The sequence below is a fragment of the Bacteroides ndongoniae genome, from assembly GCF_900108345.1.
Classification (GTDB): Bacteria; Bacteroidota; Bacteroidia; order Bacteroidales; family Bacteroidaceae; genus Bacteroides; species Bacteroides ndongoniae.
The window spans coordinates 697,603-721,087 of record NZ_FNVV01000012.1 but is presented as its reverse complement, the minus strand read 5'-3'; the positions used below and the strand labels follow the sequence as shown (position 1 = coordinate 721,087).

Annotated in this window: 14 protein-coding genes; 4 read left to right on the top strand and 10 right to left on the bottom strand. The window is 48.8% G+C overall.

Annotated features, from left to right (window positions below; genetic code table 11):
* Nucleotides 1-4: 4 nt before the first annotated feature.
* The 5 genes from BQ5591_RS03065 to BQ5591_RS03045 form a co-directional block, all read right to left on the bottom strand.
* Nucleotides 5-580, bottom strand: a complete 576-nt coding sequence (locus tag BQ5591_RS03065) for a hypothetical protein (RefSeq protein ID WP_071148394.1) — start codon at nt 578-580, stop codon at nt 5-7.
* 110 nt (nt 581-690) lie between these two features.
* On the bottom strand, nt 691-1,272 hold the full coding sequence (locus BQ5591_RS03060) for a DUF3109 family protein (protein WP_022163397.1): 582 nt from the start codon (nt 1,270-1,272) through the stop codon (nt 691-693).
* A 27-nt stretch (nt 1,273-1,299) separates the two neighbouring features.
* The gene (locus BQ5591_RS03055; protein ID WP_071148393.1) at nt 1,300-3,873 is read right to left on the bottom strand and encodes a DEAD/DEAH box helicase; all 2,574 of its coding nucleotides are present in this window, start codon (nt 3,871-3,873) and stop codon (nt 1,300-1,302) included.
* Nucleotides 3,874-3,987: 114 nt separating this feature from the next.
* The gene (gene gpmI, locus BQ5591_RS03050; RefSeq protein WP_071148392.1) at nt 3,988-5,505 is read right to left on the bottom strand and encodes a 2,3-bisphosphoglycerate-independent phosphoglycerate mutase; all 1,518 of its coding nucleotides are present in this window, start codon (nt 5,503-5,505) and stop codon (nt 3,988-3,990) included.
* Nucleotides 5,506-5,620: 115 nt separating this feature from the next.
* Nucleotides 5,621-7,741 carry a glycoside hydrolase family 31 protein gene (locus BQ5591_RS03045; RefSeq protein WP_394331794.1) on the bottom strand — a complete coding sequence of 707 codons (2,121 nt, stop codon included), beginning with the start codon at nt 7,739-7,741 and terminating at the stop codon, nt 5,621-5,623.
* Nucleotides 7,742-7,934: 193 nt separating this feature from the next.
* On the opposite strand from BQ5591_RS03045, the gene BQ5591_RS03040 reads away from it, so the two are divergent.
* Both BQ5591_RS03040 and BQ5591_RS03035 read left to right on the top strand, forming a co-directional pair.
* Nucleotides 7,935-10,178 carry a TlpA family protein disulfide reductase gene (locus BQ5591_RS03040; RefSeq protein WP_113740833.1) on the top strand — a complete coding sequence of 748 codons (2,244 nt, stop codon included), beginning with the start codon at nt 7,935-7,937 and terminating at the stop codon, nt 10,176-10,178.
* 425 nt (nt 10,179-10,603) lie between these two features.
* Nucleotides 10,604-11,530 (top strand): magnesium transporter CorA family protein, encoded by a 927-nt coding sequence (locus BQ5591_RS03035; RefSeq protein ID WP_071148390.1) that lies wholly within the window; start codon nt 10,604-10,606, stop codon nt 11,528-11,530.
* A 97-nt stretch (nt 11,531-11,627) separates the two neighbouring features.
* Here the strand turns inward: BQ5591_RS03035 and BQ5591_RS03030 are convergent, their stop codons facing one another.
* Together BQ5591_RS03030 and BQ5591_RS03025 are read right to left on the bottom strand one after the other, a co-directional pair.
* A complete protein-coding gene (locus tag BQ5591_RS03030; RefSeq protein ID WP_071148389.1) occupies nt 11,628-14,867 on the bottom strand; it encodes a hypothetical protein in 3,240 nt (1,079 codons plus the stop codon).
* A gap of 546 nt (nt 14,868-15,413) precedes the next feature.
* A complete protein-coding gene (locus BQ5591_RS03025) occupies nt 15,414-18,155 on the bottom strand; it encodes a hybrid sensor histidine kinase/response regulator transcription factor (RefSeq protein ID WP_159434424.1) in 2,742 nt (913 codons plus the stop codon).
* Between the two features lie 308 nt (nt 18,156-18,463).
* Here BQ5591_RS03025 and BQ5591_RS03020 point away from each other — a divergent pair, with 308 nt between their 5' ends.
* Complete coding sequence (locus BQ5591_RS03020; RefSeq protein ID WP_071148388.1) at nt 18,464-19,237, top strand: IS5 family transposase; 774 nt, start codon at nt 18,464-18,466, stop codon at nt 19,235-19,237.
* 105 nt (nt 19,238-19,342) lie between these two features.
* On the opposite strand, the gene BQ5591_RS03015 is transcribed toward BQ5591_RS03020, so the two are convergent.
* From BQ5591_RS03015 to BQ5591_RS03005, 3 genes are all read right to left on the bottom strand, one after another.
* Entirely contained in the window at nt 19,343-19,948 is a 606-nt protein-coding gene (locus BQ5591_RS03015; protein ID WP_071148387.1) for a ribonuclease HII, read from the bottom strand.
* A 100-nt stretch (nt 19,949-20,048) separates the two neighbouring features.
* Complete coding sequence (locus tag BQ5591_RS03010; protein ID WP_022163404.1) at nt 20,049-20,468, bottom strand: lipocalin family protein; 420 nt, start codon at nt 20,466-20,468, stop codon at nt 20,049-20,051.
* Nucleotides 20,469-20,713: 245 nt separating this feature from the next.
* Nucleotides 20,714-22,915 carry a sodium-translocating pyrophosphatase gene (locus tag BQ5591_RS03005; protein ID WP_071148386.1) on the bottom strand — a complete coding sequence of 734 codons (2,202 nt, stop codon included), beginning with the start codon at nt 22,913-22,915 and terminating at the stop codon, nt 20,714-20,716.
* 185 nt (nt 22,916-23,100) lie between these two features.
* Between BQ5591_RS03005 and BQ5591_RS03000 the strand changes: the two genes are divergently transcribed.
* A complete protein-coding gene (locus BQ5591_RS03000) occupies nt 23,101-23,448 on the top strand; it encodes a hypothetical protein (protein ID WP_071148385.1) in 348 nt (115 codons plus the stop codon).
* The last annotated feature ends 37 nt before the right edge of the window (nt 23,449-23,485 follow it).

Sequence of the window (23,485 nt, the reverse complement as noted above, 5' to 3'; positions counted from 1 at the left end):
TCTATCATTTATACATATCGATATCCACTACCCAGCAATCATCCACATACATCTTTGTTCCAGCATAACTATGTATTTCAAATACAAAATAATCTGCTATAGCAGGAACTTCGATCGTGTAATCAAACAGTTGCCACTCTCCATATTCAAGAGGAAAAGAAGAGAGTCCGTACCCGCCTCCTCGTATAACTCCCCATGTAGCATCGTCATAAAAAGAGGCCAACACATCATTCGGAATATTATTGGTTCCGCCTTCACGGAAATAGCAATACATTCGCGGTTTAGTACCCGTACATTCCGGTTCTATGTAATAATGAAAACGCAAACGAAGAAGATGCCCGGGGGTCACCTTCACTTTTTGACTCAATGCTGCCGTAATTCCCTTAGCTGGTGAAAGCATACAGACCGCATACGACCCTTCATAGACAACATCTCTTTCCTTTATTATACAATCTTTATTACGCAAAGACCATCCCGACAAATAAGTATTCCCCATAGGAAGAGTAGTCCATTCCTCACAATTTCCATTTGTTAACAAATTCATTATGGGCTTCAATTCCAGTTCTTCCAATTTATCCAAATCGGAAGGAGAATCATTGCCTTCTTTACACGAAGTAAATAAAAGGCAAACAATCAGTAATAGATTTAAGTACAGACAACGCATATAATTCTAACTACCCGTTCACAATTTTACAGCATCCCCTGCTTCTCCAACTCCTCGGCTGCAATCTCCAGTTCCTTGTACCAGTCTTCGCCGAACTTGCGGATAAGGGGTTCACGCAGGAATTTATAGACAGGCACATTCTCTTTGCGCCCCAAGAGGACAGCCGCTTTGCAAACGTCCCAACGATGGTAGTTCACCGCCTTGTAGGGACCGTAATCGCCTACGCGGATGGGGTACAGATGGCAGGAAACGGGCTTGTAGAAGTCAGTCTTACCAGCACGGAACGCTTTCTCGATGGCGCAGTAGCAGCAGCCGCGCTCGTCGTAGCAGGTGAAGACACAATCTTTGTTGTTGACGATGGAGGTTACCAGATCGCCCTCGCAATCGGTATAGACTACCCCCTGACGGTCGATAACGGCACGCGCTTCGGGGCTCAGTTCGTCCCAGATGACGGGAAGCACCTCTTCCAGCTTTTCCACTTCGTCCAGCTCAACGGGCGCTCCCGCATCGCCTTCAATACAACACTGCCCTTTGCAGGCATCCAGATCGCAAAGAAACTTCTCGCGAAACACATCGAAACTCACTACTACGTCGCCTATCTGTACCATCCTTGTTTTGTTTTTATGAATATCCGCTTATTTGCCCATGCTCATCAGCTTGCCGAACAGCTGGAACATGCGCGTCACACTTTCTTTGTCGGGCACGGGAATCTCGATAGAAGTCCGTCCCGTCTCCTTGTCTTCCTTCACCAACGTATCCACCAGTTCGGCGGTCTTCTCGGGCGAGGCGAGCGCGTCGGCCAGCTGCGTGAAGAACGACACTCCCTGCATGACCAGCTCCTGCGGGCTTTCCGCCCGCCATGCTTTCCGGTGTCCGCCGTCGATGCTGTCTGCCCCGTCCGCTTCGGACTGCCCGGCAAAAGTCGGCTCCTCCGCCGAAGGCATGGAAGCAGCCGTCGGCTCTCCTACGTCTGCCGGTTCGTTGTCGTCCTCAAAGGAGATGACAAACTGACCGTCGTCTGTCCCGGTTCCGGTTTCAGAGGCCGCAACGGCCAAAGGCTCTTCCGCTTCTTCCTCGACAGGAACCGGAGTCGTTTCCGGTTGCGCCGCTCCATCGTCCTGCGCCGCAGCAGACTCCAGCACCACTTCCTCCACGGTCTCCATCAGCTTGTTGAACTTGCTTTCCTCGAAGAAGACCGAGTCTTCGCCACCGTCCAGGATGCCTCCGGCCACGTTGGACTTGAATTTCAGCGTGGAGAGCATCCGCTCCTCGATGGTGTTCTCAGCCACAAAATTGATGACCTGCACACGGCGCTGCTGCCCGATGCGGTAGATGCGGGCAATGCGCTGCTCCAACACGGCCGGGTTCCAGGGCAGGTCCAGATTGACAATGACGGAAGCCACCTGGAGGTTCAGGCCCGTGCTGCCCGCATCGGTGGAGACAAACACCCGGCAGTCGGGATTGTCGGTAAACTCATCCATCAGTTCCTTGCGCTTGGCCGAAGGCACGGAACCGTTCAGGTTGGCGTAGCAGATGGAGCGCTTTTCCAGTTCCTGACAGATGACGCGCGTCATCCGCTCCCACTGGCTGAAGACCACCATCTTCTCCTCGCCGTTCTCCACCATCTCCTCCACAATCTGCATCAGCTCGTCCACCTTGGTGTCGTGGCGGGTGCGCTGGTCCAGAATGAAGGTGCTGTCGCAGACCATGCGCATCTGGTTCAGGAGCAGGAGCAGCCTGTTGCGGTCCTTCTCGCTCAGGAAGTGCAACCGGCGCCATTTCGTCACAATCTGCCCCACCACGTACTGGTATTCGCTGTGCAGCACGCGCTGCTCCTTGGTCATGCCGACATAGAGAATCTTGTCCGTCCGCCCCGGAAGCTGAAGCGCCACATCGCGCTTGCGGCGGCGCAGCAGTATGCCCTCCAGCAGCCGCCCCACCACGTTCAGGTTCTTGTAGCCCGTCACCTTACCGTCGGCATCGGTCACGGTGGTGAAGTCCGTAAAACGGTAGTAAGGACCCAGGCGGTACTGGTCCACGAACTGGACAATGGAGTAAAGTTCCTGTAACTTGTTCTCCAGCGGCGTGCCCGAGAGCACCACCGTATAGTCCGACTCGATGCGCCGTGCCGCCTTGGCTATCTGCGTGTTCCAGTTCTTCAGGCGCTGCGCCTCGTCCATAATCAGCAGGTCGGTCTGCAGCGAGCCCAGCACCTTGACGTCGTTACAGGCACTGTTGTAGGAGATAATCTTGTAAGGTTCCTCGGCCTCATACTGCTTCCGCCGCTGAAGGTGCCCACCCTCGATGACGTGCGCCTTCGCACCTGTGAAACGCTCAATCTCCTTCTTCCACTGATACTTGAGCGAAGTGGGACACAAAATCAAAACGGAAGCAACCATCTTCTCCCGTCTGAGCAGTTCCGCCGTACCGATGGCCTGAATGGTCTTTCCCAAGCCCATTTCGTCGGCAATGATGCACTTCCCCGCACGGACGGCAAAGCGGATGCCCTCACGCTGATAGGGATAGAGGGGAACGGTGAGCAGATGGTTCAGTTCGTCGTCGCTGCACTGCTCGTCCACCAGCTTCTCCCGCCGGCGGATGTCGCGGATGTCGAGGATGTACTGATAGACATCGGGATAGCAACGAAACGTGTCGCTGAGTTTCCGTGCCCTCGAAAGGAAAGTGGAAAAAGAATAAATGCAATCGGGACGCAACACATTGTCCTCACTGAAATATTCGGCAGCCAGACGCTTGAAATCGTCCCGCTTCTCGCTGCCGATGCGGATGCAGACTTTCCGTCCCTGCACGTAAGAAAGGTAAACTGCCGTATAAGGAGGCAATGAGGTATCGGGACGCAGTTTGTTCTCATCCAGCCAAAGCTTCACGGCCTCAATATGCTTGCAGGTACCCAGCTGGTTGGACTTGAAGTCCATGCACGAACAATAGTTCCAGGGACTGCCCTCTCCGCGATAGATAATCTTGTAGAGCCGGTGGGACAGCGGACTGAACAAGCGGTAGCAGCCGCTTTCGTCGGTGTCGGTCTCCTGACTAATGCCGAAGTTTTCCTTCTTTGCGGCCTGTTGTCTCAGCAATATCTGCCACTGCTCCAGCGTCATGCCGGGCGGGCATACGAGGTTGGACAGCCGAATCGTCTTCGCCGTCTGTCCGCCGCTCTCTTTTCCGGTAGTTTTGTTCCCTTTCTTTGTCATGGTACGGTCTTTTGTGAGCAGGCTTTTGCCTGCAAAAAAAGCAGGCGGAGAGTCTCTGTCCCGTCAGTTTCCCTCTGCCTGCCCTCTTATGTCGTTTCCTTATTGGTTATCAGATTACTTAATCAGGTCCTTGCCCGTCATCTCTGCCGGCTGAGGCATGCCGAGGATGTGGAGGATAGACGGAGCTACGTCGGCCAGTACACCATTCTCTACCTTGGCATCCTTGTTGTCCGTTACGTATACGAACGGAACCGGATTCAGCGAGTGAGCTGTGTTGGGTGTGCCGTCGGCATTCAGTGCGTGGTCGGCATTACCGTGGTCGGCAATGATGATGACTTCGTAGCCGTTAGCCTTGGCAGCCTCAACAGTGTCCTTCACACAGTTGTCGATAGCTACAACTGCCTTTTCGATGGCTTCGTAGATACCCGTGTGGCCTACCATATCGCCGTTGGCATAGTTCACCACGATGAAGTCGTACTTCTGCGTGCCGATAGCCTCTACCAGTTTGTCCTTCACTTCGTAAGCGCTCATTTCAGGCTTCAGGTCGTACGTGGCAACCTTGGGCGAAGGAACGAGGATGCGGTCTTCGTTGGCATACGGAGTTTCGCGGCCACCGTTGAAGAAGAAGGTTACGTGGGCATATTTCTCTGTCTCGGCAATGTGCAGCTGCGTCTTGCCGTTGTTGGCCAGGTATTCGCCCAGCGTGTTCTGTACGTTCTCCTTGTCGAAGAGGATGTGCACGCCTTTGAACGATGCATCGTACGGCGTCATGCAGTAGTATTGCAGACCGGGGATGGTGTGCATGCCCTGTTCCGGCATATCCTGCTGGGTCAGTACGATGGTCAGCTCTTTGGCACGGTCGTTGCGGTAGTTGAAGAAGATCACTACGTCGCCTTCCTTAATGGTGCCATCGAAAGCGCCGTTTACGATAGGCTTGATGAACTCGTCGGTTACACCTTCGTCGTAAGACTCCTGCATGGCTTGTACCATGTCGGTAGCTACACGGCCCTGTCCGTTAACAAGCAGGTCGTATGCTTCTTTCACACGTTCCCAGCGTTTGTCGCGGTCCATAGCGTAGAAGCGGCCCACGATGCTGGCAATGCGGCCGGCCGACTGTGCGCAGTGAGCAGTCAGTTGTTCGATGAAGCCCTTACCGCTCTTCGGGTCGGTATCACGACCGTCCATGAAGCAGTGGATGAAGGTAGTGTCCTGCAAACCGTATTCCTTGGCAATGTCGCAGAGCTTGAACAGGTGATCGAACGAAGAGTGAACACCGCCGTTCGAAGTCAGTCCCATGAAGTGGATGTTCTTGCCATGCTCCTTGGCATACGTGAAGGCAGAAACAATTTCCTTGTTCTGCAGGATGCTGTTGTCGGCGCAGGCACGGTTGATCTTCACGAGGTCCTGATAAACGATGCGTCCGGCACCGATGTTCAGGTGACCTACTTCAGAGTTACCCATCTGACCGTCGGGCAAACCTACGTTCTCGCCGCTCGCCTGGAGCTGTGAGTGCGGATAGTTGGCCAGCAGACTGTCCCAGTAAGGAGTGGGAGTGTTGAAGATCACGTCGTCCTTCTGATGGTCGCCACAACCCCAACCATCGAGAATCATTAAAAGAGCTTTCTTTGACATAATGCTTAATGTATTTAAAGTTTAAATCAATCTTATTTCTTTTCCGGCCGCAAAGTTACAAAAAAAGATGCGTATGTAAAGGATTAATCTATGTTAAGTTAACAACGAAGCCTACTTACTCCTGCGTCATGAAACGCCAGTTTACAGTACCGATATTATCCGGCTTTCCCCTCTCGGCCTTCGAAATACTGCCTTTCAACCGTCCTTTTCGGTCGCGGGTCACACGGATATCACGCCATGTGTATTCGCCTCGCTCATAATCGTACGTTTCTCCATCATCATCGTAGAAGCGATAAAAGCCATCGGCCTTTCCATAATGACGAATTTCGAGATTCATTTTCTGCCCAGCAGTTGGAGCATGCAGCAGAGGCTCCATCAAAGGAATAATCGCTCCATCTTTCACAAACACCGGAATACGATCCAAACCTGGTGAAACGGTAATTGTTTCTCCGTTACCCACATATTTACCCGTATAAAAGTCATACCAGTTACCTTTCGGCAAAACAACCTTACGCTGAGTCTGCCCTGCAAACAAAGGAGCTATCAACAAGTATTCGCCTGCCATGTACTGGTCTTTGATTTCTTTGGAAACGGCCTCCAAATAAGGATTGGTTTCCAAATTTGCATTGGTATTTTGCAGCTCCACAGGCTCTACTCCAGAAGGGGAAAAACCCGCCTCCAGATTCATAGCACGAAAAGGAGGAATGCCATCAAAATGATAACGAGCAAACTCTGTATACCAATAAGGAATCATCCGCATACGCAACAGGGCGTATTCTTTCACCTGCTCAGCTACTTCAGGGAACGACCAAGGTTTCGTACCACTAGCCCAGGCATTGAGCATAGCCATCGGTGAGAAGACTACCGTCTGGAAGCGGCGCAACCACTCCTCGGCTGTCTTAGAGCCACGTACTTCAGGTGTCCAAAGCACACCGCAGAAGCCCGAGTTAATCAAAGCCGTAATAAAGTCCGGATGACTGTAATAATCGTTATAGATGACGTAGGGATAAGCACTGGCACCAGCGTTGGAGGCACGTACCAGTCCATAGGTACGCTGATTGCGTTGGTGATACAGGTCGGTCGTCGTACGCTGTACCCACAGGCCATAGGTCTGCCGCATCTGCTCGGCCGACACACCGCTGGGGAAGATAGCCACGTCGGGCCACAACCAACGGTCGTAACCATCCACCTCGTCCACCTTGTAACCGCTCACACCGATGCCTACATGTTCCTTGTCCAGTTTGTCCATCCAAAGCCGACGTCCTTTTTCGTGAGCCAAGTCGGGCACAATGCCGCACCACACCGTGTGCGAGCCACTCAACGGAAACATTTGTTCATAAATGTCCGACTCGGGAGAAACATAAGGGTTGGTCCACAAATTAATACGGATGCCACGCTTCTTCATCTCGTCCACAAATGCCTTCGGCTGAGGGAAACGCTGTTTGTCCCACTCGAACGTACACGGATAAGACTTGCTCTGCCAGCCGGGTTCCAAACCGATGAAATCGAGCGGATAACCACGACGTTCAAACTCTTCGGCTTCCTGCTTCACCTGATCGGCCGTATAAAGAGAGGGAGTGCGATGCGTAAATCCCAATCCCCAGCGCGGAGGCAACGTACCTCCTCCGCAGAACAGGTTGTAACGGCGTACCACATCCATCGGCTGGGGACCGGCAAACAGATAAATCTCAACACCCGGAGCCGGAACCAATACTGAAACAGCATCCGAATAGGGATTGGCGCTCCACGTCTTGTCCGTATTACGGTCTTTAGCAACAGGTGCGTCAGGGCTATCCTTGCGCGAACCGCTTCCAGCATAAACAGTCAAATAACGAGCTGAATTAATTAATATACCATAGCCACAACTGGATACATAGAAAGGAACTGGCGCATGAGTTCTACCATCATCCTTACCACCGTAATGATCTACATGCAAATTCAATATTCGTCCACGCTGGTGCACAGTTTTAAAATTCAGCCCAAAACCATATAACTGTTCCTGTCGCTGCAAGGGAATAGTAATGTACGTCTTCCCGTCGTTCAAAGTAGCAGTTATTTCATCGGCCAAAGCAGGCAAAGTCACTACCGGCAGACGGGTAAAACCCTCTTTCAACGGCATCTTTCCCGAAACACTCAATAACGAATACTCTTCCGGAGTACCTACAACTCCTTTCCACACTCCCGGTTCCACCAGGGTCCAATGAATTTGTGCCCGCAAAGGGGACAATACCAGCATTAAGCATATGCCCAATGCCAACCATTTTTTAACGCTTTTACTCATAGATTTTTAAGATTATGAACAATACAAAGATAAGCTGTCTTTTACTATTGTTGTATCTTTGAGTCAATGAAATTTGTATTTATACATAACTTTTGTACCTTTGAGACAATATAACAAAAACATTTGTCTAACTTATTTTAATACTACTATGATAAAGGTATTTCTCTGCAGCCTCCTGCTCCTGCTACCAGGACTGCTGACGGCACAAACCATCGAGAACCCCACGTTCAAGGCACGCAACGGCAGCATCCGCAACATCACCCGCATCGAGCGCACCCCTGAGTACACTAAAGTCTATATTCACGCCATTTTCCGTCCGCACTGGTGGATTATGGAAGACGGAGAAAACTATCTGGAGGATGCCGCCACCGGCAAACGCTACGCACAAACGGGCGCCGAAGGCATCGAACTGAAAAAAGAAACCTTCATGCCCGATTCGGGCGAAATGGACTTTGTACTGCTGTTCGAGCCCCTGCCCAAGGAAACACAGACCATCCACATGATTGACCCCAACGGCAACGAAAGCAATACTTACGACATCTCGTTAGTACCCACGAACCCCAAGCAGCCATCGCCTCTGAAACAAGTGGAAGGCAACTGGTTTGCCGACGACGCGCAAGGCCGCTGGACGTATGGCGTCCACGACTCGCTCGTCATCCTGAACAACCGATTGTACGATCTGACCGAATGCCGCAAGAAAGGGAAGCGCATCGTGCTGACTGCCCGCAGCCGCACAAACGGCTCCACCGCCACCCTGCAACTGACACCACGCAAGGACGGCTCCTGCCTCATTGCCCTCGACGGTGACGAAGCGCAGCGTTATGTCCGTACCCGTCCTGGGACGGTTGCCGCCGAAACCGACAACGGTTATGGAGAAGACTTTTTCCGCCGCGACAGCGTCTGCCTGCAAGGCTATCTGAACGGATACGACCCGCGACTGGGCTTTGACAGCGGCATCCTCTATCTGAAAGACGAAATCACCCGACAGGACTATCCCACCGTGGTGCCCATCAACCCCGACGGCAGCTTCCAATGCTCCTTCCTCCTGCGGCATCCCGTCTGCGAGAACCTGATAATTAGAAATAATATAGATATACCCTTCTATGCCGAACCGGGCGACACCGTCACCCTCTACATAGACTGGGAAGACGTCATGGCCCGCAGCCGCGCACGCGATATGAACTACCCCCTCTCCCACACCGCCTATATGGGCAAGAGACCCGATCTGTCGTACTTAGCCACGACACTGAACAAATACTTCCAGTATCCTTACAACCAATTGTCCGAAGCACAGAAGACGCTGACGCCCGCCCAGTTCCAGGAACGGCTGAAACCCGTCATCGACCAATGGCAACAGCAGGCCGACTCGCTCTCCCGCCTTTACGCCCCCTCGCAGAAAGCCGTGTCGCTGATACGCAACCAGAAAGCTACACAGACAGGGATGGCTTACTTCGATTTCCAAATGGATCGCAGCTACTATGCACAGCAAGACACTACCAATCAGATACTGAAAGTGCAACCCGACGCCTCTTACTACGATTTTCTGAAGGAAATGCCTCTGAACGAGCAGTCGGTATTAGTCAATTACGGCACAAACTTTTTTATCAACCGCTTCGAATTCATGAGTCCGCTTTCCATTCCCCTTCAGGAGCAGATAAACATACAGAACGATGAAGCCTTTCAGGCTCTGCCCTTAGAGGAAAGACAGCTGAGACTTCAGCTGAGATTCTCTGAGAAAAAAGACAGCATCGTCAACAGCTTGTGCGCCACGCCCTCCCCATTGCTTTGGCAAATAGCCCGTGTGCGTAACCTGCACTTCATGTTATCTGATGTATTAAAGCAGCGCCAGTATGCCGAAGCCTTCCTTACCCAGCTGGAAAAAACCGTCACCCATCCCTATCTGCGAGCCACAGCCCGCGAAATGTTGGAAGAACGGTTCCCCGACACCCCAACGACGTCGTACCAACTGCCCGAAGGGAAAGCCACCGACATCTTCCGCCGCATCATCGCGCCCCATGCGGGCAAAGTGCTGTTCGTCGACTTCTGGGCAACCACCTGCGGTCCTTGCCGGGCAGGCATAAAGGCCACAGCCAAGCTGCGCGAGCAATACCGCAACCATCCCGAATTCCAGTTCGTTTACATCACCAGTGAAGCCGAATCGCCTCTGAAAGACTATACGGAATACGTGGAGAAGAACCTGAAAGGCGAAGCCTGCTTCCGCTTGGGGGACACGGACTACAAGTACCTGCGCCAACTCTTCCGCTTCAACGGCATTCCGCATTACGTCGTGGTGGAAAAGGACGGCAGCATTTGCACCGAAAACGTCGAAGCCTACAACCTGGCCTCCTTCCTGCAACTACGCTTCGGCACGGAACAGAAGAAAACAGAATAACGCGCTGAATATCACTATAATGCAACGCCCTTCGCGAATGGTGCTTATCCCCCGTGTGTAGGACACTTGTGTGGAACAAATGTAACGCAAGTGTGGCTCGCGAGCCGTGCAAGTATGGCTCACGAGCCACACAAGTGTCCCACAAACGGTGTACTTGTACCCTTCCCGCCGACCGGCAGAACCCGCTCCGCGACATTCCGCCACCGGTTCCTTCCCCCAAATCGAAACAAAACCTAAAAAATCAGGCCGGATGCACCGGCTATCGGTCCGTTTCATTACTTTTGCCCCGCATTAAAAACAAATTGAGAACAAGATATGGACGATTCAAACCCTCGAACGTGCAACAGTATTAACCCTTAACCGCGGACGGAGACCCTCTGCATCGCCAGCCTCCGTACGTAACCTAAGAAAGGAGGCTATCACCGATGAGAAAGTATCTCTACAGCGAAAACGGCTTCGTAGAGAAGCCTGTGTGGGCACCCAACTGCTGGGTAAATGTAGAATGCCCCGACAACAACGATTTCCAATTCCTGACTCGCGAACTTAACGTACCCGAATCCTTCCTGGAGGACATTGCCGACGCCGACGAACGGCCCCGCACCGAGACCGAAGGCAACTGGCTGCTGACCATCCTGCGCATCCCCATGCAAAGCAGCAACCCGCAGATTCCCTTCATCACCGTGCCCATCGGCATCATCACCAACAACGACATCATCGTCTCCGTCTGCTACCACCGCACGGAGCTGCTGCCCGACTTCATCCAACACACGCGCCGCAAGGGCATCTGTGTGAACAACAAGTTGGACCTCATCCTGCGCCTCATCTACTCCTCGGCCGTCTGGTTCCTGAAGTACCTGAAGCAGATAAACAACGAAGTGGCCAACGCCGAAAAAGAGTTGGAGAAGAGCATCCGCAACGAAGACCTGCTGCGACTGATGAAGCTGCAAAAGACGCTGGTTTACTTCGACACCTCCATCCGCGGCAACGAAGTGCTGATAGGCCGGCTGAAGAACATCTTCCAGAACACCGGCATGCTGGACATGGAGCTGCTGGACGATGCCGTCATCGAGCTGCGCCAGGCCTACAACACGGTGAACATCTACAGCGACATCCTGACCGGCACGATGGACGCCTTCGCCTCCATCATCTCGAACAACGTGAACGACATCATGAAACGCATGACGAGCCTCAGCATCACGCTGATGATACCCACCGTCATCGCCAGCTTCTACGGCATGAACGTAGACATCCACCTGGATGCCTTCCCCCATGCCTTCCTGCTCATCGTAGTGCTGTCCGTCGCCCTGTCGGCGGTGACGTTCGTGTGGTTCAGGAGGATCAAGTGGTTCTGAGAAGAAATAGCATAAAAAAGATAGGAGATGTACACTACAAACGATGTGCACATCCCCTACTCTTAGTTATCCAACGTATTGGATATTAGCCCATGTACTATACAGACGGGGTACCTGGATTAGGTTTAACTGTTACGGCTACATTGTAAACAAATGTCTTCCACTTATATGTAAAGGTAACCGGAATATAAATGATGTATTCCTTATTAACAGGCGTACCGCTATAGTTATAGTAAACCAATTCGTCTTTACCTCCAGAAGTTGTTCTGATAATTTTCACATTCTTTGGCAATGCACCATCTTGGTAACCTTCAACCGGTTCAATATTTCCATCAACTAACTTCAAGTTGGTCTTCAGTCTCGAAGGATCCAATTCACCGGTAGTCAGATCGAGGTATGGCCATTCACCTTCGTTTGCTTCATAGAATTCCCACAGTGCTTTTGGCAATCCGGCTGTATTAGCAACGGTAGAATTGTTCCAAGCCTTATATGTGAACTTACCTTCTATAGAAATACGAGAACCACCTTCTTGGGCATCAGTGAACGGTGCCAATGTCGGATCGCTCATAGTCAACGGTTCAATGATGAATGCCTCATAAGCCTTCACAGTCTTTACATTCCAGTCTTTGCCAACTGCATCGCAAAGTACCGCCTCCATTCTAACCGGAACATCTGCTCCAACCAATGCCTTGGCTGCTTCTGTCGGTTTCTCACCGGTGCGCGGAGCGTGGATTGCATTTTCCTCTTCCAGACGGATGTTGTAAGTCTGTTCTGCCGCATTCAAGAAGTTCTTTCTTTCATTGATGATCTTGGCAGCAACTTCACCGTTAATCCACAAAATAGATACATAGTAAGAGGTTCCGTCAATCGTTTCCAGTCTATTTTGTACCGTTGCCTTCTTAGGCTCATACTTCATTGCCGAACGGTTGTAATACTGGTAAGTATAGTTATTGATGCGCGTATCGTCAAACACGAAACGAATGGTTTCATAAGGTTTCTTATAGAAATCTTCCTTCACTTTACCACAGTCATACCAAACGGCATCTTCTGCGAATAATGGCTTCGTACCTTCTTCATTCAGGAATCCGTTCAACAAGTCGGTATAAATGTTACAAGTTGCATTTTCATCCTTCCAGTCTGCTGCGTTTGTTTCCAGTTCGCCCCATGCCGGATTGGATTCTTCCGTATCATAAACAATCGGGTTAACGTTGAAGATTGTGTACTTCGGATCTGTTGTCTTCCAGTATGTACCCAAGTGACCCCAAACGCCAAGTTCAGGCATGTTCACTCTTCTCTTCAATGTAATCTTCAGATCCGGATAAGACTTGGAATCATTTCTGTAGTAAACAACCTTGCTGAAGTCTTTGTACTTCTGACCCGGCCAGATGTTGCCCATTGTTTCTGTTGTCAAATCCCAAAGGATATTATAAGAATCTACACCACCTTCGGTATTGATTACGTTCTTAGCCGTACCATAAGGTTCAGAAGCATTTTCGTCAAATGTCGTATAGATAGCCTTGAATTCTTCGTGAGTCATACCGCCTTCTTTAGCCTGGTGGTAGATTAATTCATTCATCATCTGAGTCGTTACACGGCTTTGGATGCCACAAGCATAGCAAATCGGATCAAACTCGATTGTGATTTCCTTCACACCAATTTCTCTTGTCCATTTTACTTTCAGATAGCGCTGTGCAACCAATGCATCACCGTTTTTGGTATCAACCAATGATATACGCACGATAGGCTCACGACCGATAGCTGTAGCAGATGTTCCTTCAATTGTATACACCTTTGATGTCATGATACCATTGGACGGAGAATCAATTTTTGCAAACTTCTGCTGGTCGGTCTTATTGGTATTACCTTCCGGACCTCCTAAAGTGATGTATGGAGCTGCTGCCAGACTAAAGCGGAATTCCAGACCATAATCCTTGTAATTCTTGAACAGTTCGTGTTGAGCATGATCCTTCCATGCCTCTGCCTCATCAGAAACACAGACTGTTACATACTTCTTCAGATCCAGTTCTTCGGCATAGTCTGCATAAATGTCAATATCCTTACCTGCTAAAGATTCATATGTACAAATGGAGTCACGATAGTGTACATAGAAACTTCCATTGGCATCTGTCTGAACTTCGTCAGCAAAATAGTCGGTAGTCAAAGGCTTGCCGAAATCTGTTCTGATATTGGCAATATAAGGCACTTTAACCAGCTCTTCAATACGCGAATATTCAGAGTTCACATAGGTCTTTGTTCCTGCTTCATAAGCTTTCCGTTCCTCAGCATCCAGATTTTCCTTAGCAATGGCAGCTTTAGCCGATGCCATCCAGAATTTTTCTTGTCCAGGTGCGGGGTGAGCATCGCCCGTGCTCATGATTCGGTCGTTCAAGAATTCTTTGCTTTTCTTGAAAGTAACAGTCATCAGACTCTTGTCAATTTTAAAACCTGTCACTTCAATAGGACTGTTCTGCTTAATCAGGTCACTTTCAGCTGCACGAGTTATGTTTTTAGAAGTCATGCAGTCGAAGGCTAGACTTTCCAGATCCTGCGTACGGACACCCATATTAGGACTTACCTGATAATATGCCTCGTTCTTCTCACTAGACAGATAACGTACTTTCGCACCCGCTACAGCCGTGTGGTCCAATACAGGGCGTTTGGAGTGATCGGCAGGTGTTGTCATTACTGGATGCAATGGGTCAGAATAATCCGTTACAGCATGTCCTTTAATAGGAGTATATACCTGCGGAGTATATTTCAGCGAAGTGAAAATAATGGCAGGAATACCATTGATATGCTGCGTAGGAACCAAGTTCATGCTTGTCAGACGATGGCCTAACAGTCTGATGACTTCTTCACTTAACTGAGATACTTTTGCAGCCAAAGCATTCAGCTCTTCGTCTGATACAAAATCACTTAAAAGTTCCGCTTTCAAAGCTTCAATTTTCGCATTTACGTCCTCTAGTGAAGCTTTTTTGCCCAACTCTTCCTGAATTTTCTTTTCAGCATCAGCAATTGCTTGCTTCAGCATTTGTTCCAATTCTTCCTGTGTCACTCCATCAGGAGTGTTTTCACCAACTTGAGCCAAAGCTTCTTCAGCTTCAGCTTTAGCAGCCTGAGCTTCTTTGATTGCTTTATCAGCATCAGCGACTGCCTTATCAATGGCAGATTCAACGCTACTGATTTCTGATCTTAACTCCTCAATAGAAGCTTTCTGATTCACTTGCTCCTGCAGATTAGCAATCTCATCATCGTAATCCTTGCAAGAGGTAAATGTTCCAGTAGAAGCCATCAATAGGGCACCCACTAGCATTACATTAAGATACCTTCTTCTCATAGCACATAACATTAATAAGTTAAACATGTTTCCAGGATTTTCCTGTTGTCATGCAAATGTAGCCCAATCCGCTTCATCAAGTTAGGATTTTTAAAGCAAGAATAAGGATTTTTAAACCCAATTCTATCCTACAAATAGGAAAATTGAAGCATTAATTTTTAATAATCAACTAATAATCAATATATTAAAAATCCTACTAATACGTCATTCATTTCTCATTCATCCGCAATTTTCAGTCTTCTGATTATCAAAAAGCAGACAGTTTTGGGGCTCAAAATTTGCCATCAATCTAAATTGAACCCAGATTTGAAAGCATAAATTCTTTTTTTCAACAATAGCAAACGTTAAATAAGAAGGGACACAACAGCAGAATTGCAGGCACACCAGCCTGCATTTATTAGATTAGAAAAGTCGCGAGTAACTGTGAATGTGCAGTTCAGCTAACCACACAACTTACGTTACGAATGCAATATTAGCTAATTAATTAGAGATTCTTCCGGATGACTTTTGCGCACTTCACTCCAAATCCGGGATGAACATACGTCCTTATTGAGGCGTTTTACGGAACAATGAAGGTGTTGTAGAAAACAGTTGTTTGAATACGCGCGTAAAATAACTGGTATCTTCGAAACCACAGTTCATGGCAATCTCACCAATAGGCTGTTCTGTGGAAACCAACAGACGCTTGGCTTTTTCCATACGGATTAACAAAATATAAGCCGTAGTACTGTAATTGGTTATGGCTCGTATCTTACGATTCAACTGCGATTTGCTGACACAAAATTTGTCGGCAACCATTTCTGCATTCAAAGCCTTTTCGGCCAAATGCTGATGTATAAATTCAGTCAAGTTGTTCAGGAAGTCACGGTCGGCAGGACGCAATTCAACGTTCCCCGTATTGCCCTCGCACAATGCTTTCGAGTATTTTTCACGCAAGATGCGCCGCTGGTTCAGGATATTTTCAATTTGCAGCAATAGTTCGTCGGCATTGAAAGGTTTCAATAAATAAGCCTCTGCTCCAACCTGTATTCCCTTCAACCTATCGGTTTCCTCACTTTTCGCTGTTGTAATGATGATAGGGATATGGTTGAGCGTTTGTGAACTGCGTATATTTTGGCACAAGGTGTATCCATCCATCTCAGGCATCATCAGATCCGTAATGATTAAATCGGGCATATTTTCATTGCATACGTTCAAAGCTTCACATCCATTGTGTGCATGCCTGATCCGATACTTTCCCTCAACGAGCTTATGAATGTAGAATGACACATCTTGGTTATCTTCCACAATCAGAATCAACGGATTAGCATTCTCTAAAGGTTCTTCATCTATTACGGTTATATCACAGGCTTCAGCAGGCTTTTCATTGTTTTCCGGCAAACTACTCAAAGCAGGTTCACTTTCTTCAACCCGAATTTCAATATGAGCCTTTGGATTCTGTAAGGGTATCCGAATGGTAAATTCGGCTCCTCCCTCTTTGCTGTTGGCAGCGGTGATACTTCCATTCATACTTTCAACCATTTGCTTGACAAAAGCCAATCCGATACCGGTACCCATATTATTTTTGCTGTTTGACCCTTGGTAAAATGCGTCAAAGATGTATGGAAGTTCTTCTTTTGATATTCCTTGCCCGTTATCAGTAATTTGCAGAATCAACAGCTTGTCGGATGCTGTGCCCAAGTGAACTTGTATCATTCCCTCTTTGGGAGCGAATTTAATAGCATTACCGAGTACATTCTGCAATATTTTATTGATGTATTCAGGAATGTAATCTGCCTGTAGCGTCTGTACTTGTGTAGTGAAGATGAGTTGGATATGTTTGGCATTCAGATAGCAGCGATAGCCATCCAAAACCAACCGGATATAAGAAACAATATCTGCATGTACCCATTTCTGCTGTTCCATACCCGGAGCCGATTTGGCTGCATCAAGCAACTGGTTAACCAGCCCGAGCAGACTGCGGCTTTGTCTGATAATAGTTTCCAGATAATCGTCCACATCTTTTTTCCCAAACTCCTGTTTTTTCAACTGTTCGGCTAAGCCTATGACGACAGTAAGTGGAGTCCGAAATTCATGAGTAATGTTAGTAAAGAAAGTACTTCTCATCTGAATCGTACGTTTCAGCTGCCGGTTGGTTCGTAGACGTATGCGCTGAATGTATAGCAGAAGCAATATAATAGTTACAGCCAATATAGCAAATAACACACTACCTATAAGAATTGTATTTTTGGATTTCTGCTCTGTTCGATAAGCATTTTGAGCCACGTTGATAGTTTTCTGCGCTTTATTCCTCTCATACTTCATCTGTAAGTTCAGCGTATTGCTTTTGTTTTTCTCGTTCATTACGCTATCCGTATATGCCAAACTTTTTTCGTAATGACTAATGGCTTCCTTAAAGTTTCCGGCCTGTTGGCAGACTAGAGACTTCAACCTGTATATTTCAGACAAATGTTCAGGTGAGTGGATATTCAGTGCTTCCTGTTCACTTCTTTCGATATAAGGCTCGGCTTTCCCGCGCAGATTCTGCAATAAATACACACGCGCAATGGCAATGTGTGCTTCCAGCCAATGCCACCGATCTGAATTTTCTTCCATAAGTTGGCCCGAACTTTGGTAATGTTCCAAAGCTTCTTTCCAATTTTTTTGTTTTTCTGCCATACGTCCGAGGTGATTATGGCAAAGAGCAATGCCTAAATTGGATTGAGCCAAACGATTGAATTTCATAGATTCCTGGTAATAGATGTAGGCTTTTGCTGTTTCTCCTTTCGTTTCCAATATACTCCCAATATTAGCATAGTTGATGGCTTGTCCCAAATAGCTGCCCAATTTCTTTTCTCCTTCGAGTGCTTTACTGAAAGCTTGCATGGCAATTTCAGCATTACCCAATGTCAGATGGATATTACCGATTCCATTGAGCGAAACTACCTTGTTTTTTTTCGCAACGTCCGATATTGTATCGCTCCAGTTTTCACAATAGCGCAATGCGGTATAATGGTTGTTAGATGCCTCATCCAAAATCCCCATACGCCTGAAGTTTGTACCTAAATTGTTGTATGCTTGAATGATTTCATTAGTATCTTGAGCCGCCAAGGCATATTCCAAACTTTTATAATGGGCATTCAAAGCTTCCCTGAAACGAGATTTATCCCGCAGTTCCTTTCCTCTTATCTTATAAGCGATACTAAGGGCGTAATTGTTCTTCCTATGCTGATGGATGAAGCAGTCAAGCGAATCAACTTTTGCCATCTGTTTTGCCAGTTTTTCTATTTCCTGCTTTCCTGCATCCATATTAGCTCCTTCATGTACGGACGGGACACAGCTTACCATTATTAGTAAAACACTTAATATCTGTATTATAAGGCGCTGCATAAGTAGTAATCCTATATTTTTTATTATAATAATCAAAAGGAGATTGTCATAATGCAAAAATAGCAGAATTTAACAAAACAGAAAAGGTTTTTAATATTAAAAAAACGCCAACGATGAGAAACTGTTTTGAATTGATTCAAGAATAATGTTACAGTCTCCTTAAAATTTGAAATCAGCAGGCCAATTGGAAAAATGTTATATCTTTAAAGGTACCAAACTATAAAGTTATGACACACTATCCAACCGACCTGACTGAAAAACAGTGGCAAGTTATAAAAAATATTTTAGAACCGCAAGCGAGGAACCGAAAACATTCTCTTAAAGAGATAATGAATGCAATCCTTTATATCAACAAGACCGGCTGCCAGTGGCGTATGCTTCCCTCTGACTTCGCCCCTTGGCAAACCGTCTATTACTATTTCCGTAAATGGAAGCTTGAAGGCGTGTTTGAAGAGGTGATGGATACCTTGCACGCTTTCATCCGTAAACAGGCAGGGCGTCAGGAAAGCCCCAGCCTTGGCATCATGGATTCCAGAAGTGTGAAGACTTCCCATCATGTTGATTCTGACCGCGGTATAGACGGGAACAAGAAAATCAAGGGGCGGAAAGAGCACATAATTGTCGATACGCTTGGTCTTCCGTTAGCCGTCGCAATCCATGAAGCCAACCTGCATGACAGCAAAGGCGCTCCGCAAGTCATAGAGAAACTTGCTTATAAATTCCCGCGCTTGGTGAAAATCCTGGCAGACGGTGGTTATAAGGGAAAGTTGGCTGATTGGGTCAAGAAGAAATTCGGATGGGTATTGGATGTCGTGCTCAGGCCGGACGAATGTCCAACCAAGTTTCAAGTTCTGCCTAAGCGCTGGATTGTGGAACGCTCTTTCTCATGGCTGGAAAACTTCAGAAGGCTAACCATCGATTATGAATTCCTCGCTGAAACTGCGGAAGCCATGGTACAAATCGCATTCATCCAAATCATGCTTAACAAATTTATCGAATGAAATCAAAACAGCTTCTGAATTATCATTTTGTTTACTCATTTTAATCTTGGCAATCTACCTCGGCTTTTATTTTCCAAGCACATTCTCGCCTCCAAGATAGTAACATTATTTAAAATCCAGCGAAAGCTGCCCGTCGCCCAGCAGATTGAATGTCAGGCGGTGATAGGGCGTAGTGCCGTGCTCGGCAATGGCGGCGCGGTGTTTCTTGGTAGGGTAACCTTTGTTCCGGTTCCAGTCGTAGTAAGGAAACTCCTCGTGCAGGCGATTCATGTAGTCGTCGCGGTAGGTTTTGGCCAGAATGGAAGCGGCGGCAATGGAAAGATACTTGCCGTCGCCCTTCACCACCGTAGTGTGGGGGATGTCGGCGTACTTCCGGAAACGGTTACCGTCGATGAGCAGATGCTGTGGCCGTATCTTCAGCTGGTCGATGGCGCGGTGCATAGCCAGAAAGGAAGCGTTCAGAATGTTGATTTGGTCGATTTCCTGCGGCGAAACCACACCCACCGCCCACGCCAGGGCCTCCCGTTCGATAACTTCACGCAAGGCATAACGTTGGTGTTCGGTCAGTTGCTTGGAGTCGTTCAGCAGCTCGTTACGGAAATTTTTGGGCAAGATGACGGCAGCCGCATAAACAGCCCCCGCCAGACAACCACGTCCGGCCTCGTCGCAACCGGCTTCGATCAAATCAGGGTTCAGGTAAGGAAGTAACATCTGTCTCGTTTTTCTGGTTTCGACAGCAAAGATAGGGGAATAATATCAAAAAAAGGATGCCTGCCGGCATCCTTTTTCCTAAACCATTCTCTTAGTATGTTCATTCTACCTTTCTACAAGTCGTCTTATCATAATACTCGTAGGAATCTTCTTTTTCATAATATTCGAGTACCATTTCCGAAGCATTCAGCTTTACTACCGTATATACTTCAGTAGAGTATCTTTCGTCAATCATGAGCTGGTTACCCTCTAACTTCCACGAGAACTTCTGAGTATTATTCTGATAATATCCGCTCCCGTCAGCTTCGAATGTAACAAATTCACCTCCAACTTCTTCGCTCCATCTGTCATTGTATTCAGGTTCCTCATCGTCAATTTCGTAACCTTCACTCCATACAGCTTCCCACTTACCGACAATAGCAGCAGGATCTATACTTTCGTCATCATCGCTACACGACGCAAAACCTGCACTTAATACAAAGGCAAACAAAAGAAAAGACAAATACTTTAAAGTTTTCATAGACGTTTAATCTGTTTAGTGGCTTCAACAGGTCCTCTCAAGCCATCGGTTCATATTAAAAATGCAGCGTAGGGACCCTCAGAAACAGTTCCTTTCTGCTACGCCGCATACCCATCTGCTATGTGCAAATATAAAGTAAACCGCAGATTAGTAAAAAAACGTTTTTATATGTATTCGTCTTATAACAGAGGCTTCAAGGATTATCCGGTCGAAAATAGCGATTATGCCGACCAAAATAATTCCTCTTAGAACACGCTCCAAGCCACAGTGAGTCCGGCCATGACGATGGCTACCATCGACATCAGTTTGATAAGGATGTTCAGGCTGGGGCCAGAAGTGTCCTTGAAGGGGTCGCCTACCGTATCGCCTACCACAGTTGCCTTGTGAACATCGCTACCCTTGCCGCCGAAGTTTCCTTCCTCGACATACTTCTTGGCGTTGTCCCACGCGCCACCGGAGTTGGCCATGAAGATAGCCAATACGAAACCGCTGCTCAAGCCGCCAATCAGCAGGCCCAGCACACCCGGTACGCCAAAGACAATACCTGTCAGAATGGGAGTAATGATAGCAATGAGCGACGGAACCACCATCTCGCGCTGCGCACCACGGGTCGAAATGGACACGCAACGGGCATAGTCGGGTTCGGCCTCGCCCGTCAGGATGCCTTTGATTTCGCGGAACTGGCGGCGAACTTCGTCTACCATGTGTGCGGCAGCACGTCCTACGGCGTTCATCGTCAGTCCGCAGAACAGGAAGGCCATCATGGAGCCGATAAACATACCCGACAGCACCTTGGGATTCATCAGTGTGACGTCGTAGTGGTGCATGAAGTCGAAGAACGTGGCGTCCTGCAAAGGCACGGCCTTGTCGCCTACAAAGATTTCGGTAGTCCCGAGGCGGGTCAGCCCGATGCGGATTTCTTCGACATACGAAGCCAGCAGAGCCAGTCCCGTCAATGCGGCCGAACCGATGGCAAAGCCCTTACCCGTAGCGGCCGTCGTATTGCCCAGTGAGTCGAGGGCATCGGTACGTTTACGCACTTCGGCTCCCAAGCCCGACATTTCGGCATTACCGCCAGCATTGTCGGCAATGGGGCCATAAGCATCGGTAGCCAGGGTGATGCCCAGCGTAGAAAGCATACCTACGGCAGCAATGCCAATGCCGTAAAGTCCGAGGCCTACGTTGCTGAAGTCGAAGCCCGAAGCGAACAGGTAGGAAGCAATGATGCCCACTACCACCGCAATCACCGGAATGGCTGTGGAAAGCATACCCAGACCGATGCCGGAAATGATGACCGTGGCCGGTCCCGTCTTTCCGCTCTCGCTCAGGCGTTGTGTGGGCTTATAGGACTGCGAAGTGTAGTATTCCGTGGAGCGTCCGATGACGATGCCCACCAGCAGACCAACGACAACGGAACACGAAATCCACATCCAGTTATCGAGCTTCAGCAACCAGAGGATGAAGAACGTGGCGATAACGATGAGCACCGAACTGAGGTTGGTACCGAAGCCCAGTGCGCCGAGCAGGTCTTTCATTGTGGCATTCTCCTTGGTGCGTACTGAGAAGATACCGATGATGGAGAGCAGAATGCCCACCGCCGCTATCAACATCGGGGCGATGACGGCCTTGTACTGCATCAGCGTGTCGCCCGAATGTATGAAGGCTGCCGCACCCAGTGCTGCCGTGGCCAGAATAGAGCCGCAATAGCTCTCGTAGAGGTCGGCACCCATACCGGCAACGTCGCCTACGTTGTCGCCTACGTTATCGGCAATGGTGGCGGGATTGCGCGGGTCGTCCTCGGGGATGCCGGCTTCTACCTTACCCACAAGGTCGGCACCTACGTCAGCCGCCTTCGTGTAGATACCTCCACCCACACGGGCAAAGAGGGCCTGCGTCGAGGCACCCATACCGAAGGTAAGCATCGTAGTGGTAATGACACAGAGTTTGTGTGTGGGTGTCAGCGTTTCGGCAGGTATTACGGCATTCAGCAACAGGTACCAGAAGGAAATGTCCAGCAGTCCCAGTCCGACCACTACCAGCCCCATCACCGCACCACTGCGGAAGGCGATGCGCAGACCGCCGTTCAGCGAGCCTCGGGCTGCATTGGCTGTACGGGCCGAAGCATAAGTGGCCGTCTTCATGCCCAGAAAGCCCGAAAGGCCTGAGAAGAAGCCACCCGTCAGAAAAGCTACCGGCACCCAGTGGTTCTGCACATCGAAGCCATAGGCCATGATGGAGAACAGAATGACCAGCCCCAGGAAGACCAGTCCCACAATCTTATATTGCTGTTTCAGGTAAGACATGGCGCCCTTGCGCACGGCCGCCGCAATCTTAATCATTTGAGGAGTACCTTCGCTCTCCTTCATCATCTGACGATGGAAATACCAGGCAAAGCCAAGGGCCAGCACGGAAGCTACCGGTACGACCCAGAATAGAAGTTGATCCATAGCATTCTTTATGTTTTGAGGTTTGACAAAATAGAATGCGCTAAATATATAGAATTGAGACGGAATAAGCAAATTTGTTTACCACTATTCTCATCGCTATGGCAACCAATCAAATGCTAAAAAAACAAAAAGGCACCGTTTCCTTACGGGCAAGAAAGGCATTTGCCTATCTTTGCTCCACACAAATGAAAAAAGATAACCGCATATACAAGGTTGCAACGTGGATCATCATCCTGCTTTTCGCCATGCTGCAACCCCTCGGACAGTATGAATCGCTGCCCGATGACGTGACTTCGTTCGACAACTGCGAAATGCAGTTCTGCCAGCAAGGCTCGACCTGCATCGACGAAGACACCACTCCCTATGCCCCTTCGGCAACAAGGCTGCGCCACCAGACGACGTCGGTTTCCGGCCCGTCAGTCATCCAGCGCCACGTTTCATCCCTGTCGGCCTGTTCCGGCCGGAAAACCTTGTGCACACCCTCGGCCGACTATATCCGCCGCCGTTCCACGCTGTGCATCTATCGGCTTTAGACACAAGTTCCATCCTACAGCTTTTATTTTATCAACC

Bases quoted from the DNA above. Each gene is read 5' to 3' on its own strand.
- BQ5591_RS03060 (WP_022163397.1), bottom strand. From the start codon at position 1,272: ATGGTACAGATAGGCGACGTAGTAGTGAGTTTCGATGTGTTTCGCGAG.
- BQ5591_RS03055 (WP_071148393.1), bottom strand. From the start codon at position 3,873: ATGACAAAGAAAGGGAACAAAACTACCGGAAAAGAGAGCGGCGGACAG.
- gpmI (WP_071148392.1), bottom strand. From the start codon at position 5,505: ATGTCAAAGAAAGCTCTTTTAATGATTCTCGATGGTTGGGGTTGTGGC.
- BQ5591_RS03045 (WP_394331794.1), bottom strand. From the start codon at position 7,741: ATGCTGGTATTGTCCCCTTTGCGGGCACAAATTCATTGGACCCTGGTG.
- BQ5591_RS03040 (WP_113740833.1), top strand. From the start codon at position 7,935: ATGATAAAGGTATTTCTCTGCAGCCTCCTGCTCCTGCTACCAGGACTG.
- BQ5591_RS03035 (WP_071148390.1), top strand. From the start codon at position 10,604: ATGAGAAAGTATCTCTACAGCGAAAACGGCTTCGTAGAGAAGCCTGTG.
- BQ5591_RS03030 (WP_071148389.1), bottom strand. From the start codon at position 14,867: ATGAGAAGAAGGTATCTTAATGTAATGCTAGTGGGTGCCCTATTGATG.
- BQ5591_RS03025 (WP_159434424.1), bottom strand. From the start codon at position 18,155: ATGGATGCAGGAAAGCAGGAAATAGAAAAACTGGCAAAACAGATGGCA.
- BQ5591_RS03020 (WP_071148388.1), top strand. From the start codon at position 18,464: ATGACACACTATCCAACCGACCTGACTGAAAAACAGTGGCAAGTTATA.
- BQ5591_RS03015 (WP_071148387.1), bottom strand. From the start codon at position 19,948: ATGTTACTTCCTTACCTGAACCCTGATTTGATCGAAGCCGGTTGCGAC.
- BQ5591_RS03010 (WP_022163404.1), bottom strand. From the start codon at position 20,468: ATGAAAACTTTAAAGTATTTGTCTTTTCTTTTGTTTGCCTTTGTATTA.
- BQ5591_RS03005 (WP_071148386.1), bottom strand. From the start codon at position 22,915: ATGGATCAACTTCTATTCTGGGTCGTACCGGTAGCTTCCGTGCTGGCC.
- BQ5591_RS03000 (WP_071148385.1), top strand. From the start codon at position 23,101: ATGAAAAAAGATAACCGCATATACAAGGTTGCAACGTGGATCATCATC.